The sequence below is a fragment of the Idiomarina sp. ST10R2A5 genome, assembly GCF_051842325.1.
Lineage (GTDB): Bacteria > Pseudomonadota > Gammaproteobacteria > Enterobacterales > Alteromonadaceae > Idiomarina > Idiomarina abyssalis.
The window spans coordinates 119,537-138,396 of sequence record NZ_JBNIEX010000004.1; the positions used below are offsets into that span (position 1 = coordinate 119,537).

The 18,860-nt window shown below is 46.5% G+C and carries 17 protein-coding genes and 2 tRNA genes; 18 read left to right on the forward strand and 1 reads right to left on the reverse strand.

What is annotated here, in order from left to right; genetic code table 11:
* Window positions 1-86: 86 nt before the first annotated feature.
* From dnaJ to ACP7FG_RS06805, 8 genes are all read left to right on the forward strand, one after another.
* Window positions 87-1,238: a molecular chaperone DnaJ gene (gene dnaJ / locus ACP7FG_RS06770; RefSeq protein WP_054487028.1), complete on the forward strand. Its 1,152-nt coding sequence runs from the start codon at window positions 87-89 to the stop codon at window positions 1,236-1,238.
* Window positions 1,239-1,288: 50 nt separating this feature from the next.
* Entirely contained in the window at window positions 1,289-2,122 is an 834-nt protein-coding gene (locus tag ACP7FG_RS06775) for a M48 family metallopeptidase (RefSeq protein WP_054487030.1), read from the forward strand.
* 129 nt (window positions 2,123-2,251) lie between these two features.
* Complete coding sequence (locus tag ACP7FG_RS06780; protein WP_439225916.1) at window positions 2,252-3,484, forward strand: dicarboxylate/amino acid:cation symporter; 1,233 nt, start codon at window positions 2,252-2,254, stop codon at window positions 3,482-3,484.
* Window positions 3,484-4,290, forward strand: coding sequence for a 4-hydroxy-tetrahydrodipicolinate reductase (dapB, locus tag ACP7FG_RS06785; protein WP_439225917.1), 807 nt, complete (start codon window positions 3,484-3,486; stop codon window positions 4,288-4,290). Before ACP7FG_RS06780 ends, dapB begins: the two co-directional genes overlap by 1 nt.
* Window positions 4,291-4,448: 158 nt before the next feature.
* Window positions 4,449-5,594, forward strand: a complete 1,146-nt coding sequence (gene carA, locus ACP7FG_RS06790; protein ID WP_439225919.1) for a glutamine-hydrolyzing carbamoyl-phosphate synthase small subunit — start codon at window positions 4,449-4,451, stop codon at window positions 5,592-5,594.
* A 58-nt stretch (window positions 5,595-5,652) separates the two neighbouring features.
* Window positions 5,653-8,877: a carbamoyl-phosphate synthase large subunit gene (carB, locus tag ACP7FG_RS06795; protein ID WP_054487038.1), complete on the forward strand. Its 3,225-nt coding sequence runs from the start codon at window positions 5,653-5,655 to the stop codon at window positions 8,875-8,877.
* Window positions 8,874-9,350 (forward strand): transcription elongation factor GreA, encoded by a 477-nt coding sequence (greA, locus tag ACP7FG_RS06800; protein WP_054487040.1) that lies wholly within the window; start codon window positions 8,874-8,876, stop codon window positions 9,348-9,350. The genes carB and greA overlap by 4 nt, the downstream gene beginning before the upstream one ends.
* Before the next feature lie 149 nt (window positions 9,351-9,499).
* Window positions 9,500-10,027, forward strand: coding sequence for a hypothetical protein (locus ACP7FG_RS06805; protein WP_439225921.1), 528 nt, complete (start codon window positions 9,500-9,502; stop codon window positions 10,025-10,027).
* On the opposite strand, the gene yhbY is transcribed toward ACP7FG_RS06805, so the two are convergent.
* Entirely contained in the window at window positions 10,024-10,320 is a 297-nt protein-coding gene (yhbY, locus tag ACP7FG_RS06810; protein WP_054487044.1) for a ribosome assembly RNA-binding protein YhbY, read from the reverse strand. The genes ACP7FG_RS06805 and yhbY overlap by 4 nt on opposite strands.
* 91 nt (window positions 10,321-10,411) lie before the next feature.
* On the opposite strand from yhbY, the gene rlmE reads away from it, so the two are divergent.
* From rlmE to nusA, 10 genes are all read left to right on the forward strand, one after another.
* Window positions 10,412-11,038 (forward strand): 23S rRNA (uridine(2552)-2'-O)-methyltransferase RlmE, encoded by a 627-nt coding sequence (gene rlmE, locus ACP7FG_RS06815; protein ID WP_054487046.1) that lies wholly within the window; start codon window positions 10,412-10,414, stop codon window positions 11,036-11,038.
* 41 nt (window positions 11,039-11,079) lie between these two features.
* Window positions 11,080-13,026 (forward strand): ATP-dependent zinc metalloprotease FtsH, encoded by a 1,947-nt coding sequence (gene ftsH, locus ACP7FG_RS06820; protein WP_439225922.1) that lies wholly within the window; start codon window positions 11,080-11,082, stop codon window positions 13,024-13,026.
* A gap of 76 nt (window positions 13,027-13,102) precedes the next feature.
* Window positions 13,103-13,918 (forward strand): dihydropteroate synthase, encoded by an 816-nt coding sequence (folP, locus tag ACP7FG_RS06825; protein WP_439225923.1) that lies wholly within the window; start codon window positions 13,103-13,105, stop codon window positions 13,916-13,918.
* Window positions 13,915-15,255: a phosphoglucosamine mutase gene (glmM, locus tag ACP7FG_RS06830; protein ID WP_054487051.1), complete on the forward strand. Its 1,341-nt coding sequence runs from the start codon at window positions 13,915-13,917 to the stop codon at window positions 15,253-15,255. The genes folP and glmM overlap by 4 nt, the downstream gene beginning before the upstream one ends.
* Window positions 15,256-15,342: 87 nt before the next feature.
* Window positions 15,343-16,101, forward strand: a complete 759-nt coding sequence (gene tpiA, locus ACP7FG_RS06835) for a triose-phosphate isomerase (protein WP_439225924.1) — start codon at window positions 15,343-15,345, stop codon at window positions 16,099-16,101.
* Window positions 16,102-16,105: 4 nt separating this feature from the next.
* Window positions 16,106-16,447: a preprotein translocase subunit SecG gene (gene secG, locus ACP7FG_RS06840; protein WP_054487056.1), complete on the forward strand. Its 342-nt coding sequence runs from the start codon at window positions 16,106-16,108 to the stop codon at window positions 16,445-16,447.
* Window positions 16,448-16,454: 7 nt separating this feature from the next.
* Window positions 16,455-16,541: transfer RNA gene (locus ACP7FG_RS06845), tRNA-Leu, on the forward strand.
* A gap of 75 nt (window positions 16,542-16,616) precedes the next feature.
* A tRNA-Met gene (locus tag ACP7FG_RS06850) sits at window positions 16,617-16,693 on the forward strand.
* Window positions 16,694-16,868: 175 nt separating this feature from the next.
* Window positions 16,869-17,327 (forward strand): ribosome maturation factor RimP, encoded by a 459-nt coding sequence (gene rimP / locus ACP7FG_RS06855; RefSeq protein ID WP_054487058.1) that lies wholly within the window; start codon window positions 16,869-16,871, stop codon window positions 17,325-17,327.
* A 26-nt stretch (window positions 17,328-17,353) separates the two neighbouring features.
* Window positions 17,354-18,853 (forward strand): transcription termination factor NusA, encoded by a 1,500-nt coding sequence (gene nusA, locus ACP7FG_RS06860; RefSeq protein WP_439225925.1) that lies wholly within the window; start codon window positions 17,354-17,356, stop codon window positions 18,851-18,853.
* Window positions 18,854-18,860 lie beyond the last annotated feature (7 nt).

Consider the following 18,860-nt stretch of genomic DNA (forward strand, 5'->3'; position numbering starts at 1 on the left):
GCAAAAGCACACGGGTGTTGCCGCAAGGTAATACCCGTGTATTTGTATCAGGCTGACATACCAGCATAGATAGAAGACGAAGAATTATGGCGACGCAAGATTTTTATCAGGTTCTGGGCGTATCAAAAGACGCTAACGAACGTGACATTAAAAAAGCCTACAAACGTATGGCTATGAAGTATCACCCCGACAGAACTAAGGGTGATAAAGAGATGGAAATAAAGTTTAAGGAAATTAAACAGGCGTACGAAGTCCTTTCCGATCCTCAAAAACGTCAGATGTATGATCAATATGGGCACGAAGCCTTCGAACAAGCACGTCAGGGCGGCGGTGGCCATGGTGCAGGTGGATTCGGCGGTGGTGCTGATTTTGCTGATATCTTTGGCGATGTATTTGGTGATATTTTTGGTGGTGGCAGACGCCAGCAGGCACGCGCTCAGCGTGGAGCAGACTTACGTTACAACCTGGATATGTCGCTGGAAGAAGCGGTTCGGGGTAAGACTGTCGAGCTGGAGATTCCAACGCTGGTTGAATGTGGTGACTGTGGCGGCAGCGGCGCTAAAAAAGGCAGTAAACCGCAGACTTGTGGACATTGTCATGGTGCCGGTCAAATTCAAATGCGCCAAGGCTTTTTCGCAGTACAGCAAACCTGTCCGCAGTGTCGGGGTAAAGGCACGATTATCAGTGATCCTTGCCGTACTTGTCATGGTCAGGGCCGTAAGGAAGAAACCAAAACCTTATCGGTTAAGATCCCATCGGGTGTCGATACGGGTGACCGCATTCGTTTAGCCAATGAAGGTGAAGCGGGTGAACATGGAGCGCCTGCCGGTGATCTGTATGTTCAGGTTCATGTTCGTGAACATCCTATCTTCGCTCGTGATGGCAATAACTTATTCTGTGAGGTGCCGGTCAGTTTCACTAAAGCTGCTCTTGGCGGTGATATCGAAGTGCCGACGCTTGATGGCAAAGTGAAGCTTAAGGTTCCGAAAGAAACGCAGACAGGCAAGCATTTCAGATTGCGCGGTAAAGGCGTTAAGTCTGTGCGGACAGGTGCAGTAGGCGATTTAATCTGCAAAGTTGTGATTGAAACGCCTGTTAATTTGTCGTCCAAGCAGCGTGATATGCTTCAAGAGCTTGAAGATTCAATGGGAACGGGTGATGAAGCCGCAAAATTCCGACCCAAAGAAAAAGGCTTTTTTGACGGCGTAAAACAATTTTTTGATGACTTACGCAGTTAGATTGTCTATCACTATATAAGTGCATGACATAAAAAGACCGGAGGCAGTCAATGAATTGGAAAACCACAACGTTAAGTGCTTGTACGTTAGTCTTACTGGCGAGTTGTGCAGAATCTCCAACGGGACGTTCTCAGTTACAGCTTTATTCTAACAGTGAACTGAACAAAATGGGGGCTGCCTCTTATAAGGAAATGCGGGAAGAGGAAAAGATTAACGAGGATGCTGAGGTCAACGCTTATGTTCGTTGCATTAGTGATGCGTTAATTGAAAACTTGCCCGGTGATTACAGTCAAATGGATTGGCAGGTCACTGTGTTTGCGGAACCAACGGTGAATGCCTTTGCTCTGCCGGGTGGCTATATTGGTGTTTATGACGGTTTGATCGAAGTTGCCGAAAATCAGCATCAACTAGCCGCCGTTATTGGTCATGAAATTGGTCACGTTATTGCTGAACACAGTAATGAGCGGATTTCCAGCAACATGATGGTTGGGCTTGGGCTGCAACTGGGGGGCATACTTGCCAGTACGCAGCTTGATAGCAATGAAGCGGGTTTATTGATGGCTGCTTTAGGTGTTGGTGCTCAGGTCGGTATCCTGTTGCCTTATTCGCGTACTCATGAATCTGAGTCAGACGAATTAGGTATGGAATATATGGCAGACGCCGGTTTTAAACTGGATCAGGCTCCTGAGTTGTGGCGCAATATGCAAGCAGCGTCAGGTGGTGAGTCTCCCCCTGAGTTGTTATCGACGCACCCGAACCCGCAAACCCGAATTAAAGATCTGGAAGCTTTAATTCCTTCTTTACAGGAAAGGTATGAAGCGGCTCGTGCTGCAGGAAACAAACCCGCTTGTGTACGTCCGGCTTCTGTAGACAGCGAAGACTGAAGTAATTAAGGGGATTCGCAGGTTTCCCCTTAACCTCCCGAAAAGTTATAACCTAGTCCAATTTGTTCTTTTTGTTACTTCTATGAACGATTTACCCTAGCAGCCATTTTTTAAAGCTGCTGGGGTTTTATGTTTAAAGCTTGGTTTGCAATTCCATTTTGGCAACGCGTTTTAGGCGCTTTTGTCTTAGGCATGTTGATAGGCGGGTTGGCGCCTGAGGTTGGTGTAGCACTAAAACCACTTGGCGACCTGTTTATAAAAGCCATTAAAATGCTCGTTGCGCCACTTATTTTCTGTGCAATTGTTAGTGCAATAACTGATCTTAATGACGGCAAAAAGCTTGGACGACTGGGAGTCAAAACCGTTGGCTTGTTTATGGTTACCGCGGTTATAGCCAGCGCTATCGGTTTAACCCTGGCAAGTTTAATTGATATGAGCCCAGCAACGACGCTGACTGCCACTGAGCAGGCAGAAAAACAAATTCCGAGTGTTGCTCAGGTGTTCCTTAATTTTGTGCCCAGTAATCCTTTTGCCGCTCTGACTGAAGGCAACGTTCTGCAAATTGTGGTATTTGCGGCATTGGTCGGTATTGCTATTCAGCGTTTAAAAGAACGGGGCGAGCCTTTGCGCAAGACCATTAAGTCTGGCGCAGAGGTGATGTATGAAATTACTCGCATGGTCTTACAATTGACTCCAATAGGCGTATTTGGATTAATGTCCTGGGTTATCGGTGAGTATGGTTTTAGTACTTTACTGCCGTTGGCTAAGTTTGTCGGGGTTATTTATTTGGCCTGTCTTATTCATATTATTGTTGTTTATGGTGGTTTGATCCGAACCGCTGGGGGAATGAGCCCCTGGCAGTTCTTCAAAGCGATATTCGATGCACAGATTGTCGCCTTTACCACCTGCAGTTCGTTTGGTTCATTACCTGCTGCGCACCGGGCCGTTACCGAAAGGCTGGGTGTTTCTAAAGACTATGCCAGCTTTGTGTTACCACTGGGTGCAACGATTAATATGGATGGTTGCGGTGGTATTTATCCGGCCGTTGCGTCTATTTTTATTGCGCAGCTGTACGGAATACCATTAGAGTGGATGGACTATGGCTTGATCATGTTGACGGCAACTTTAGCGTCAGTAGGAACTGCGGGTGTACCAGGCACCGCTTTAGTGATGCTGACCGTAACGCTGAATGTTATTGGTTTACCTTTAGAAGGTATTGCTTTTATCGCAGCTATTGACCGAATAATCGATATGGCCAGAACACTGACGAATGTGACTGGCGATATGATGGTTTCCAGAGTTGTTGCACGCAGTGAAAACCTGTTGCAGGATCAGGCCCATTTAGCAACGGAGTCAAAATAATGATCAATGTGGGTGTGTTCGGAGCTTCCGGCAAAATGGGGAATGCTGTCATTCAGGCATTAACAACTGACAGTGATGCGAAATTAGCCGCTGCAATAGTCCGGAAAAACAGCTCAAGTTACGGGAAAAGTGCAACGGAAAATGAACCCGTTCACTTCACCAGTGCTGAGGAGCTGCAACCCGATCAAATCGACGTCCTGATTGATTTCTCACTACCTGAAGCATTGACTGAGAACCTGAAGCTCGCTGAGCAGTATCAACTGCCCATAGTCATTTGCACCACAGGTTTGAACGACGAACAGAAAGAGCGACTGGCTCAGGCCGCTGAAACGGTGCCTGTATTATATGCCAGTAATACCAGCATAGGCATAGCGTTACTTGAGCAACTGGTGGGGCTCAGCAGCGCCGCGTTACCCGATGCAGACATCGAAATTTTTGAAGCACACCATCGTCATAAAAAAGATGGCCCGTCGGGAACGGCGATTACTTTGGGACAAGCCGCAGCGAAAGGTCGGGAACAACGTTGGGAAGAAGTGAATGATGGTGTCCGGACTGATGGTGTGCGCAGTGAGAAAGGGATAGGCTTTTCAGTAATGCGGGCGGCGGATATTGTCGGTGAACATCAGGTGACTCTGGCTGTTGACGGCGAGCGCGTAGAAATTGGTCATCGAGTCAGTAACCGTAAGATTTTTGCTGAGGGCGCTATAAGGGCTGCTAAATGGCTTAAAGAGCAAGGCCCTGGGTTATTCAGTCTGCAAGACACACTTAACTTGCAGGATATCCTGCAACGCTTACTTAAGCGATAAATACTGCTGGACGATTTTCGTAAAATTTCGTAGAATAAGTGCAATTTGCCTGAATCAGTCCGAAGGCTGGCGTGATTTGGCAAAATGCGCGGTTCAGGACGCAAAACGGGGAAGTCAAATTATTGATTCACCCGTTTTTTTATGTACGGAGGTTGCCCTTGAGTATTCTAGCGAGTCAATCCGCTAAACGAGCGATTCTGGTGCTTGCTGATGGGACCGTGTTTCGCGGGACCGCTATTGGAGCCGAAGGCTCCGCAGTCGGCGAAGTGGTCTTTAACACGGCCATGACAGGCTACCAGGAAATTCTTACCGACCCATCTTATACCGAACAAATCGTTACTCTAACTTATCCCCATATTGGCAATACCGGCACCAACTCAGAAGACGAAGAGTCTGACAAGGTTTGGGCCAAAGGTCTTATCATCAGAGACTTGGCAATGAAAGCCAGTAACTTCCGTAGTGAGGAAACCTTGAGTGCCTATTTGCAACGTCATAATGTGGTAGGCATTGCGGACATTGATACGCGCCGTTTAACTCGCATATTGCGCGAGAAAGGTGCTCAAAATGGCTGCATCATGGTCGGTGAACTGGATGAAAACAAAGCGCAGGAATTAGCGCAGAAGTTTCCCGGATTAAAAGGCATGGACCTTGCCAAAGAAGTTTGCTGTGACAAAGCTTATGATTGGTCTGGTGGTAGCTGGCAATTGGGCGAAGGACACACTAAACCTGAGCAAAGTCAGTACCATGTGGTTGCATACGATTATGGGTGTAAGCACAACATTTTACGCTTGCTGGCAGACAGAAACTGTAAAATTACCGTTGTACCGGCACAGACCACGGCCGAAGAAGTGTTAAAGCTAAACCCGGACGGTATTTTCTTGTCGAACGGTCCTGGCGACCCGGAGCCTTGTGACTACGCTATTACAGCAATCAAGACCTTACTGGATAAGGACATTCCAATATTTGGTATTTGTCTTGGGCATCAATTGCTGGCCATCGCCAGTGGTGCGCGTTCAATGAAAATGAAGTTCGGCCACCATGGTGCGAACCATCCCGTACAAGACTTAAAAACGAAGCGGGTTATGATCACCAGTCAGAACCATGGCTTTGCGGTGGACGAAAAACAGTTACCAAACAACCTGGAAGTGACTCACGTATCGTTGTTTGACGGAACACTGCAGGGGATTCGTCGTAAAGATAAACCTGCGTTTAGTTTCCAGGGTCACCCGGAAGCAAGCCCTGGTCCACATGATGCCAGTGAACTGTTTGACCACTTTATTGAATTGATGCAGGCCAATGCCTGATTCGTCGAATGATATTCGATACCGTCATCCGTAGCGAAAGGACAGATAGAGCGACTTTATGCCAAAACGTACCGACATTAAAAGTATTCTGATTCTGGGCGCAGGCCCGATTGTTATTGGCCAGGCGTGTGAGTTTGATTACTCTGGAGCTCAAGCGTGTAAAGCGCTGCGCGAAGAAGGTTACCGGGTAATTCTGGTTAACTCTAACCCCGCTACCATTATGACCGATCCGGAAATGGCCGATGCCACTTATATTGAGCCAATTCACTGGGAAGTGGTCGAGAAGATTATAGAGCGCGAACGTCCTGATGCTGTTTTACCGACCATGGGTGGGCAAACGGCTTTGAATTGCGCTTTGGATCTTGACCGACACGGCGTACTTGAACGTTATAAAGTGGAAATGATTGGCGCCAATGCAGACGCTATTGATAAAGCCGAGAACCGTGACCGCTTTGACAAAGCGATGAAAGCAATTGGACTTGAGACACCTAACGCTGAAATGGCACACAGCTTAGATGAAGCCTTCGATGTACTTAGCCGATTGGGTTTCCCTTGTATTATTCGTCCGTCTTTCACTATGGGTGGCAGCGGCGGCGGTATCGCTTATAACCGCGAAGAATTTGAAGAAATATGTCGTCGTGGTCTGGACTTATCGCCAACTAATGAGTTGTTAATTGACGAATCGTTATTGGGCTGGAAAGAGTACGAAATGGAAGTTGTGCGCGACAAAAGCGACAACTGCATCATTGTTTGTACTATTGAAAACTTTGACCCTATGGGCATTCACACCGGTGACTCAATTACGGTTGCGCCTGCCCAGACGTTGACAGACAAAGAGTTCCAAATTATGCGTGACGCTGCCATGGCGGTATTGCGCGAAATTGGTGTGGAAACTGGTGGTTCAAACGTACAGTTCGGGGTTAACCCTGATACCGGGCGTATGGTTATCATCGAAATGAACCCCAGGGTATCGCGTTCTTCTGCACTGGCTTCAAAAGCCACAGGCTTCCCAATTGCTAAAGTTGCTGCCAAACTCGCCGTTGGTTACACCCTGGATGAGCTTGAAAATGAAATAACAGGCGGCAGAACGCCCGCTTCATTTGAGCCTGCACTTGACTACGTTGTGACAAAAATCCCACGTTTCAACTTTGAAAAATTTGCTAACTGTAATGACCGCCTGACCACGCAAATGAAGTCGGTTGGTGAAGTGATGGCTATTGGGCGTAACTTCCAGGAGTCAATGCAAAAGGCTCTAAGAGGTTTAGAACTTGGTGCTTCGGGTTTTGATCCCATTGTTGAGATTGATTCAAAAGACGCTCGTTCTAAAGTTATCCGTGAGCTTAAAGAGCCTGGCGCTGAAAGAATTTGGTATATCGCCGATGCATTCCGCTTGGGCATGACCGTTCGAGAAGTGTTTGAACTGACACGAATTGATGAGTGGTACCTGATTCAAATTGAAGAGCTGGTTAACCTTGAAAAAGAAGTTGATGAGCTTGGCTTGGCCGGACTGACTTCTGAGGTTATGACGGTATTGAAGCGGCGCGGTTTCGCCGATTCAAGAATTGCTGATGTTTTACACGTCAGCGAAGCAGAAGTCCGTAAAAAGCGTCACAAGTTTAAAATTCATCCCGTTTATAAACGAGTTGATACCTGTGCGGCGGAGTTTGCTTCGGGTACTGCTTATATGTACTCAAGTTACGATGAAGAGTGCGAATCGGCACCGTCGGATAAAGACAAGATAATGGTTATTGGCGGTGGGCCTAACCGCATAGGGCAGGGTATAGAGTTCGATTATTGCTGTGTGCATGCCTCACTGGCTTTACGCGAAGATGGTTATGAAACCATTATGGTGAACTGTAACCCAGAGACCGTTTCAACGGATTATGACACCTCTGATCGCCTTTACTTTGAGCCGATTACTCTTGAAGACGTACTGGAAATTGTACGCATTGAGAAGCCAAAAGGGGTTATCGTCCAGTACGGTGGCCAGACACCATTGAAGTTAGCTCGCGAACTTGAAGCAAACGGTGTTCCGATTATTGGTACATCACCCGATGCTATCGACCGAGCAGAAGATCGCTCAAGATTCCAGACCGCAGTGCGTCGCCTTGGCTTAAAACAACCGGAAAACTCAACGGTAACCGGTTTTAACGAGGCATTAACGGAAGCTAAGCGTATTGGTTATCCGTTGGTTGTGCGCCCATCCTACGTATTGGGTGGCCGGGCTATGGAAATTGTTTATGATGAAGCCGACTTGCAACGTTATTTGACCGATGCGGTCAAAGTATCTAACGATGCACCGGTACTGCTGGACCGTTTCCTTGATAATGCGGTTGAAGTGGATGTCGATGCTATTTGTGACGGTAAGGATGTGCTTATTGGCGGTATCATGCAGCATATTGAAGAGGCAGGGGTTCACTCAGGTGACTCAGCTTGCTCATTACCACCTTATTCTTTAAGCGATATCATTCAGGCACAACTGCGCGAACAAATGCGCAAGCTAGCTTTTGAGCTGAACGTAAATGGTTTGATGAATGCTCAGTTTGCTGTAAAAGACGAAGAAATTTACCTTATTGAAGTAAACCCAAGAGCGGCACGTACCGTACCTTTTGTTTCTAAGGCAACAGGCGTTCCATTAGCGAAAGTCGCTGCGCGGGTTATGGTGGGTCAGTCACTGCAGCAGCAGGGCTATGTGAAAGAAATTATTCCACCGTATTACTCGGTAAAAGAAGTGGTTATTCCTTTTGCTAAGTTCCAGGGTGTGGATCCAATCCGTGGCCCGGAGATGCGTTCAACCGGTGAGGTTATGGGTGTAGGTGAAAGCTTTGAAGAAGCTTATGCCAAAGCAAATCTTGGTGCGGGTGAAGCATTAGCGAAAAAAGGAAAGGCCCTGATTTCAGTAAAAGACAGTGACAAGCAACGTTTAATGGACCTGGCTCGTGGTTTATTAGCTTTAGGCTTTAGCCTGGAAGCGACACGAGGTACGGCGAAGATGCTTGGTGAAGAAGGTATAGACTGCAGTATCGTTAATAAACTGCAAGAAGGACGACCAAATATCGTTGATGCCATAAAAAATGGTGAATATAGTTATATTATCAATACGGTAGAAGGGCGTCGTGCGATAGAAGACTCTGTTTATATTCGTCGTGAAGCACTGTTGAATAAAGTGATTTATACTACAACGTTGAATGCTGCATTTGCGACAGTTAAAGCAAATACAGCGGATGATCGAGCTCGAGTCAGTTCGGTACAAGAATTACATAAAAGGGTGTCGTTAATATGAACCAGATTCCAATGACGGAACATGGCGCGCAATTGTTACGTGATGAGCTCAAGCGTTTAAAAACGGTAGAGCGCCCACGTATTGTTGAAGCTATAGCTGATGCACGCGAGCACGGAGATTTAAAAGAGAACGCTGAATATCACGCGGCGCGTGAGCAGCAAGGTTTTTGTGAAGGCCGTATTCAGGAAATTGAATCAAAACTTTCCAATGCACAAATTATTGATGTCACTAAAGTACCAAATAACGGAAAAGTTATTTTTGGTTCAACGGTCACCGTTTACAATACAAAAACGGATGAAGAAGTGACCTATAAGATCGTGGGTGACGATGAAGCTGATATTAAATCAAATTTAATTTCTGTGAACTCGCCAATAGCTCGCGCATTAATTGGTAAAGAAATTGACGAAATTGCAACAGTAACTACACCCAATGGTGAAGTTGAGTACGAAGTGGTTGCTGTAGAATATAAGTAATACTAAAACTCGTAATAAAAAGGCTGGAAACGAAAGTTTACCAGCCTTTTTGTTTTTATACGTCGAGTCGTTTGTTTTTTGTACTTGTTATTGTATAGTTCGCAGTTCAACTGGATTTTTAACATTAAATCAACAAAAGAAGAGCTGCAATGGACAAGGAAACGTCACCAACATCTCAAACACCTCAATACACACCACTTGATGAATTAACGGTTACGGAATGCTTTGAACGTTTAAAGCTGGTTTCGCAGAAAGGAACCTATAAAGACGTTTCTCTGTGGCTAGGAAAAAAGCCTAACGACTATGCCAATAGAAAGCGCAGCAACAAAATACCCTTTGCTGAGATTATTCGAAAGTTACTGCAGGAACGAATTTCTTTAAATTGGTTTTTCGCACCGGGCTATACTTTGCACGAACCAACCTATTCCTATACTCAGCCAGATTATGTGAAAAGCAGTGTTGCAGAAGAAGAGCGTAAACGTCGACTTGAATTTCTAAAAGCCCATCGAAAAATAGAGCCTTTCCTAAAAGCCTACAACCTGGAAAGCGACGAACAATGCCTGGAAGTGATGCTGGATGTCTACTTTTCGACTAAAGACAAGTGGATGGAAAAGTCGCAGGCGTTGGAGCTGGTCGCTAAAGCATTGTCGCTAACGCCTGCGAGCAAAAGAGACTAGCCGCGGGGAAGGCGAATTTTAGGCTCTTCGGCTGGTCGGTATATCACCTGCGTTTTACCGATAATTTGCACTTCAGAAGCACCGGTTTCGTGTACAATAGTGGCCATAATTTGTTTTCTGAGCTCACGGTCTTCTTCCGGAACTTTTACTTTAATCAGTTCGTGGTGATCAAGTGCCTGCTCAATTTCTGCAAGAACACCTTCAGTCAGGCCGTTAGCCCCAAGCAGTACGACTGGCTTTAACGGGTGTGCCAGACCTTTTAAATGTTGTTTTTGCTTATTACTTAATGACATTCGATAATATCCGTTTTAGAGCTTGATTTTTTAACATTGTAACGCCAGATCAGGTATTCAGGCCAGACAATTAAGGAAACTTCGTTAAATTATGGGAAAAAAACGCAGTGTGAGCAGTCAACGCTGGCTGAAAGAACATTTTGACGATCAGTTTGTCCAAAAAGCACAGAAGAAAGGACTCCGTTCTCGTGCTGTTTTTAAGTTAGAGGAAATGCAGCAAAAAGATAAGTTGATCAAAAAGGGTCAAACTGTCGTTGATTTAGGTGCTGCTCCCGGAGGATGGTCTGAGTACGTAGCTGACTACTTTAACGGAGATGGTCAGGTTATTGCCTGCGATATTTTGGCGATGGATCCAATCGTCGGAGTCGATTTCCTCCAGGGCGACTTTAGAGAAGAAGCGGTATTAAATGCATTGCTTGATCGTATTGGTGGTAAAAATGTTGATGTTGTGCTGTCGGATATGGCACCAAATATGAGTGGTAATGGTACGGTAGATCAGGCTCGCTCTATGTATTTAGTAGAGCTGGCGCTGGATATGTGTCACCAGGTTTTAAAGCCTGGCGGGAGTTTTGTCGTAAAGGTGTTTCAGGGACAGGGTTTTGAACCTTTCCTAAAAGACATGCGTGCGGCATTTAACAATGTGAAAACCAGAAAACCAGAGTCCTCCCGGGCACGTTCCAGAGAGGTCTACTTGGTAGCGACAGATTATAAACTGTAGTACCCTGTTGGGTAGTTGATTTTTAATAGAGGTAATAGGCTTTGAGCGATATGGCAAAGAATCTCATCTTGTGGCTTGTGATAGCCGTCGTACTGATGAGCGTTTTTCAGAGCTTCAGTCCGAGCGGAACGACATCGGCGACCATGACATACAATGAATTTGTGTCTCAGGTTAACAATGGCAATATCCGTCGTGCTGAATTTGGTGATGATGGACGCACTATTTCAGGTATGACTCGCAATGGTCAATCTTATAAAACAGTTGTGCCAACTCAGTATGACCCGAAAATTTTGGATGACTTGTTGGCAAACGATGTAGAAACTCAGGGTACCCCACCTGAAGAGCAGAGTATTCTTGCGTCAATCTTTATCTCGTGGTTCCCAATGCTGTTGCTTATTGGTGTATGGATATTCTTCATGCGTCAAATGCAAGGCGGCGGTGGTCGTGGCGCCATGTCGTTCGGTAAGAGTAAAGCGAAGCTCATGAACGAAGAGCAATCAAAAACAACATTTAAAGATGTTGCTGGTTGCGATGAAGCTAAAGAAGAAGTGTCAGAATTAGTTGATTACCTGAAAGACCCTTCTAAGTTCCAGCGTTTGGGCGGAAAAATTCCTAAAGGCGTGCTTATGGTTGGTCCTCCGGGAACGGGTAAGACTTTATTAGCTAAAGCCATTTCCGGTGAAGCAAAAGTGCCGTTCTTTAGTATCTCTGGTTCTGACTTCGTTGAGATGTTTGTTGGTGTTGGTGCTTCTCGTGTTCGTGATATGTTTGAACAAGCTAAAAAGTCGGCTCCTTGTATCATCTTTATTGATGAACTTGACGCCGTAGGTCGCCAACGTGGTGCCGGGCTTGGTGGTGGACACGATGAACGTGAACAAACACTGAACCAAATGCTGGTTGAAATGGATGGCTTTGAAGGCAACGAAGGCATTATTGTTATCGCTGCAACTAACCGTCCAGATGTATTAGACCCTGCACTGTTGCGTCCGGGACGTTTTGACCGTCAGGTTGTTGTTGGTTTGCCAGACGTGCGCGGTCGTGAACAAATTCTGAAAGTGCATATGCGCAAAGTACCTCTAGGCGACGATGTTAAGCCAGAGCTGATTGCTCGTGGTACGCCAGGATTTTCCGGAGCCGATTTAGCGAACTTAGTCAACGAAGCCGCATTGTTTGCCGCGCGTGGCGACAAGCGTGTTGTTTCAATGGAAGAGTTTGATAAAGCTAAAGACAAAATCATGATGGGTGCTGAGCGCCGCTCAATGGTTATGACGGACGATGAGAAAGCTATGACGGCTTATCATGAAGCTGGTCACGCTATTGTGGGTCGTCTGGTACCAGAGCATGACCCTGTCTATAAGGTATCGATTATTCCGCGCGGTCGTGCATTGGGTGTCACTATGTACTTACCAGAGCAGGATAGAGTGAGCCACAGTAAGCAACATCTTGAAAGCATGATTTCTAGCTTGTTTGGTGGTCGCCTGGCCGAAGCAATTATCTTTGGTGACGAGAAAGTCACTACCGGCGCGTCAAATGACATTGAGCGTGCAACAGAAATTGCTCGCAAAATGGTCACTCAGTGGGGCTTGTCTGAAAAGATGGGACCATTACTTTACGCTGAAGATGAAAATGAAGTCTTCCTTGGGCGTTCAGTAACTCAGCATAAGCATATGTCTGATGACACGGCACGAGCTATTGACGAAGAAGTGAAGTCGGTTATTGATCGTAACTATCAACGGGCGAAAAAACTGTTGGAAGAGAACGTCGATATCCTTCATTCAATGAAAGATGCGTTGGTTCGGTATGAAACTATCGATGCCGACCAAATTGATGACTTGATGAATCGCCGAGATGTTCGTCAGCCGAAAGATTGGGACGACAGAGACAGTGGTGGCAATGGTTCGGATGGCGGCGCTGCCAAGGCAGATGATAACGAAGAGCGGCCTGAACGACCCATCAATGTCGATAAGCCCGGAGATGCAACTTCTTAAAGTTGACTCTTTTTAAAAGCCACCGAGAGGTGGCTTTTTTGTAAGAATAAGAAACAGCAATTAGCGGAGCCGAGTTATGCCTAAAAACCCCAACCCTTTGCAAGTTATGGGTATTGTTAATGTTACGCCGGACTCATTTTCAGACGGAGGTGAATACAATCGCTTAAATGATGCGATTGATCACGTGGCGCAGCTGATAAGTGATGGTGCTGATATGATAGACATTGGTGGGGAGTCAACTCGGCCCGGCTCACTAGCTGTCCTGGAACAAGAAGAGCTCGATAGAGTCATTCCTTTAGTTGAGGCGGTACGGCAGCGTTTTGACGTATCAATTTCTGTCGATACCACTAAACCGGTTGTTATGACTGAGTCTATAAAGGTCGGCGCAAATATCATTAATGACGTAAATGCATTACGAGAAGAGGGCGCCCTGAAAGCTTTGGCATCAACCTCTGCAAAAGTTTGCTTAATGCATATGCAGGGAGAGCCTAGAAGCATGCAGCACAACCCAGACTACGACGATGTTGTCTGTGATGTTAAGGCTTTTTTGCAAGAGCGTATTATTGCCTGTGAGCAAGCAGGTATTGGCAGAGAGCGAATTTGGTTGGATCCTGGTTTTGGGTTCGGCAAGTCTCAACGACATAATTACCAGTTGCTACAAAGGCTACAGGCGTTTCACGAATTACAGTTACCCTTGTTAGTCGGAATGTCGCGAAAAAGCATGATTGGCCACGTTACGGGACGTGAAGTTAAAGACAGATTAGCCGGCAGTTTAGCAGCTGCAACCATTGCAGCTATGAAAGGAGCACGTATAATTCGCGTTCATGATGTTAAGGAGACAGTTGATGCAATGAAAGTGGTTGCAGCAACTTTAGAAGGAGAGCACCTTTGAGTGAGCGTAAATATTTTGGCACCGATGGCGTGCGCGGACGAGTCGGGCAGTTCCCGATAACCCCTGAGTTTGCCGTAAAGCTTGGCTGGGCTGCTGGCCGAGTGCTGGCCGCAAAAGGTACCAGCCGCGTATTGGTTGGTAAAGACACCCGGGTTTCCGGTTATATGCTGGAGTCAGCTTTGGAGGCCGGACTGGCTGCAGCCGGTGTCGGTGTGGATTTCTTAGGCCCTATGCCCACTCCCGGCATTGCGTATCTGACACGGACATTCAGAGCCGCGGCCGGTATTGTTATTAGCGCATCGCATAATCCGTATTACGATAACGGCATAAAGTTTTTTGCTGACAACGGACACAAACTTCCAGATGCCGTAGAGCTGGAAATTGAACGTCTGTTAGATGAGCCAATGGATTGTGTGATTTCAGAAGAGCTGGGTCGTGCTAAGCGAATAAATGATGCCGCTGGTCGCTATATCGAGTTCTGTAAAAGTGTTTTCCCTAACGAAATGACTCTGGAAGGGTTACACATTGTCGTCGATTGCGCGCATGGTGCGACCTATCACATAGCGCCTAATGTGCTTCGTGAACTTGGTGCTGAAGTGACTGAAATTGGTACTCAGCCTAACGGCCTTAACATCAATAAAGAATGCGGCGCAACTCACCTGGAGGCATTACAGAAAAAGGTACTGGAGACTAAAGCGGATTTAGGCATAGCTCTGGACGGTGATGGTGACAGGATCATGATGGTGACGGAAAATGGTCGCCCAATTGACGGTGATGAAATCCTTTATATGCTGGCTGTGACTGCACAGAATCAGGGGCAGTTACAAGGAGGTGTTGTCGGCACACTAATGACAAACTTTGCCCTGGAAAAAGAACTCGATAAAAGACGTATTCCCTTTGTCCGGGCAAAAGTCGGTGATCGCTATGTTATCGAAGAACTGGTTAAGCGAGACTGGTACCTTGGCGGTGAAAATTCGGGCCATGTGATTAACCGTCAGCACCACACTACCGGTGATGGTATTGTTGCCGGACTGCAGGTACTGGCAGCTATGTATCAGGAACAAAAGTCCCTGGAAAAATTAAGCTGCGATTTTCATAAGTTGCCACAAATTCTTATCAATGTCCGCTTTGACAGCGATAAGCAGCCTTTAGAATCGGCGAATGTTAAAAGTGCGGTACGAGAAGTTGAAAAAGCGCTGTCGGGCAGTGGTCGGGTACTTTTACGGAAGTCGGGCACTGAGCCTTTAATTCGGGTAATGGTTGAAGGCGAAAACGAAGCTAAGGTAAAAGCCTTTGCTCAACAAATAGCGAACGAAGTTGAAGCGGCTACAAATTAAACAGTTAGCGGGCAGCGATGAAAATCTCGCTTGTAAGTTGGCGAGTGTTTCGCTACTATTCCCGCGCTCTGAAGTAGAGGACAAACTATGCCTAATGCATCACTAGTGATTGCAAATTGGAAAATGAACGGAAATCGCGAGCTAACGAAAACGATGTCGGTGGCGTTGCGAGAGAAACTTAGCCAGCTTCAGAAGGTTAAGATAGTAGTCTGTCCTCCGTTTACCCTTATCAGTGAGTTGGCAAGTCAATGTTATTATGATGACATTGCCATTGGTGCACAGAATGTTTCTGAACATGCCAGTGGAGCCTATACAGGCGAAACCTCGACAACTCAACTGCAGGAGTTTGGCGTTAGCTACGTGCTAGTCGGGCATTCAGAACGTCGTCAATTGTTTGCAGAAACAGACGACAAGGTAAACGAGAAAGCACTGGCGACCGTCAATGCAGGTATGACAGCAGTAATTTGTGTTGGCGAAAATAAAGCTCAGCGCGATGAGGGGAATACCTGGAAGGTTGTAGCGGAACAAGCGAAAGCTGCGTTGGCAAACCTTCCTAAAGAAGAAGCCGGGAAAGTTGTTTTGGCCTACGAGCCAGTTTGGGCAATCGGTACCGGAGAAACAGCATCACCGGAACAAGCACAGGACGTTCATGCAAAACTAAGGACGTTACTGGTAGAGCAATTTGGCGCGATTGGTGAGAAAATACCGTTATTGTACGGTGGCTCAGTTAAAGCTGATAACGCTGCCGAATTATTTGCGCAAAAAGACATTGATGGTGGTTTGATAGGTGGGGCGAGTTTGAAAGAATCAGACTTTGTTGCTATCTGCCAGGCTGCTCAAGGGTAAAATTATGTACGAAATTTTAATGATTGCATTTCTCGTTGTTGCTTTAGTCTTAATTGGCTTCATTATGCTACAACAAGGCAAAGGCGCAGGTATGGGCGCATCTTTCGGTGCAGGCGCATCGAACACTGTTTTCGGCTCTTCAGGTTCAGGAAACTTTCTGACACGCGCTACGGCAGGGTTGGCGGTAGTCTTTTTTATTCTGAGTTTGGTGTTGGGTAACTTATCGACCTCTACGGACGAAAGCTCAACAGACTTCTCGGACTTGTCAGTACCTGAAGAAGAGCAACAGTTGCCTCCAGCGGAAGACGAATCAGATCCTGAATCTGACGTACCGCCAATCGACTAAAAATTTTGCAGAAGTGGTGGAATTGGTAGACACGCTACCTTGAGGGGGTAGTGCTCTTACGGGCGTGCGGGTTCAAGTCCCGCCTTCTGCACCAAAATTAGCACTCTGATTGTTGCGTCAGAGGTTGAAAATAAACGAAAAATACGTATAATGTGCAACAAGTTTCGGACGCGGGGTGGAGCAGTCTGGTAGCTCGTCGGGCTCATAACCCGAAGGTCGTAGGTTCAAATCCTGCCCCCGCAACCAATTTTAGTAGCAGCGTTTCGCATTAGTCGGCGCTTTTGCTAAAATAACTGACAAAGGGTCCAGTGTTCAGAAAGCCCCGCAGCAGCTCGGGGCTTTTTGCTATGCGGCCTTAGCTATCTTAGGATAGCCAGAACACTGGGCGCTTGCGCCCTTTTTTTGTTTCAGGAGGCAGTAATTGGCAAATTTGCAAGAACGGTTAACCGATATGATTCGGCCAGCAGTAGAAGCTCTGGATTTCGAATTATGGGGTGTGGAGTTTGTCCGCGCCGGTAAGTTTTCGACGTTACGAGTGTACATTGATCATCCGGAAGGAATTAGTGTGGATAACTGTGCGGATGTCAGTTATCAGGTCAGTTCCCTATTAGATGTAGAAGACCCGATTAACGTTGAATACAACCTGGAAGTGTCCTCTCCGGGAATGGAAAGACCGTTTTTTAATGCCGAACAAATGCAGCCTTACGTGAATGAAACCGTTGCTTTTGAGTTAGTAGCGGCACAGAAGAACAAAAGGAAGTTCAAAGCGAAATTGATAGCGGTTGAGGGGGAAGAACTGACCCTTTCCGTAGATAACGATACTCTTCAGGTGAATATGCGTGATGTGAAAAACGCTCACCTGGTTCCAACATTTGATTAAAAGATTGCGTTGGCGAGGCAGCACTCATGAGTAAAGAAATACTGTTAGTCGCAGAAGCGGTTTCAAACGAAAAAGCGGTACCACGCGAAAAAATATTTGAAGCTTTAGAGTCAGCATTGGCTCATGCGACCAAGAAAAAATACGACGGTGATATTGAGGTTCGTATCGATATCGATCGCAATACTGGCGAATTCGATACCTTTCGCCGTTGGTTAGTTGTTGAAGACACGGACACAGGGTTAGAACACCCTTACCGTGAAATTAGCTTGTCAGCAGCGCAATATGAAGACCCATCGGTTCAAGCCGGGGACTACGTAGAAGAGCAAATTGACTCAATTCAGTTTGACCGTATTACGACACAAACCGCTAAACAGGTTATTGTACAGAAAGTACGCGAGGCAGAGCGCGCACAAGTCGTGGATGAATATCGCGATCAGGTGGGCGAAATGGTTAGCGGTATCGTTAAGCGAGCAAACCGTGAGCACGTTATCCTCGACTTAGGTAGTAACGCTGAAGCTATTATTTACCGCGATGAAATGTTACCGCGTGAGTCGGTACGCCCCGGTGACCGAATTCGTGGCTTGCTTTATGACGTGCGTCCCGAGGCCCGTGGTGCACAGTTATTTGTTAGCAGAACCAACCCTAATTTCTTGTTGGAACTTTTCCGTATCGAAGTACCGGAAATTGGCGAAGAAATGATTGAGTTGCGTGGCGCTGCCCGCGATCCGGGTTCTCGTGCTAAAATTGCAGTGAAGAGCAATGATAAACGCATCGATCCGGTTGGCGCTTGTGTCGGTATGCGCGGTGCGCGTGTGCAGGCTGTTTCCGGCGAGCTGGGCGGTGAGCGTGTGGATATCGTGCTTTGGGACGATAACCCGGCACAGTTTGTAATTAACGCAATGGCTCCTGCAGAAGTTGCTTCTATTGTTGTTGACGAAGACGCACACACAATGGATATCGCCGTAGCGGCTGATAACCTGGCGCAGGCAATCGGTAAAGGTGGACAGAACGTTCGCCTGGCCAGTCAGTTAACTGGCTGGACATTGAATGTCATGACAGAAGACGAGTTCAATGAGAAAAACGAAGCAGAAGCTCAGCGTTTATTGAACTTGTTTGTTTCAACCTTAGATATTGACGAAGACTTTGCAACCGTGCTTGTTGACGAAGGCTTTTCTTCGTTAGAAGAGGTTGCTTATGTTCCGGTCGCGGAGTTCCTTGATATTGAAGGAATGGACGAAGATATCGTAGAAGAATTGCGTAGCAGAGCGCGTGCTTATTTAACGACGAAAGCTTTAGCTACAGAAGAATCTCTGGAATCGGCTGAACCAGATGAAACGCTGTTGAATCTTGAAGGAATGGATCGCCACCTGGCCTATGTGTTAGCCAGCAAGGGTGTGACCAGCCTGGAAGAGTTAGCGGAACAGGGCGTTGACGACTTAGCCGATATTGAAGAACTAAATGAACAGCAGGCTGGCGATTTAATTATGAAAGCCCGCAATATTTGCTGGTTCAATGAAGAACAGTAGAACGATC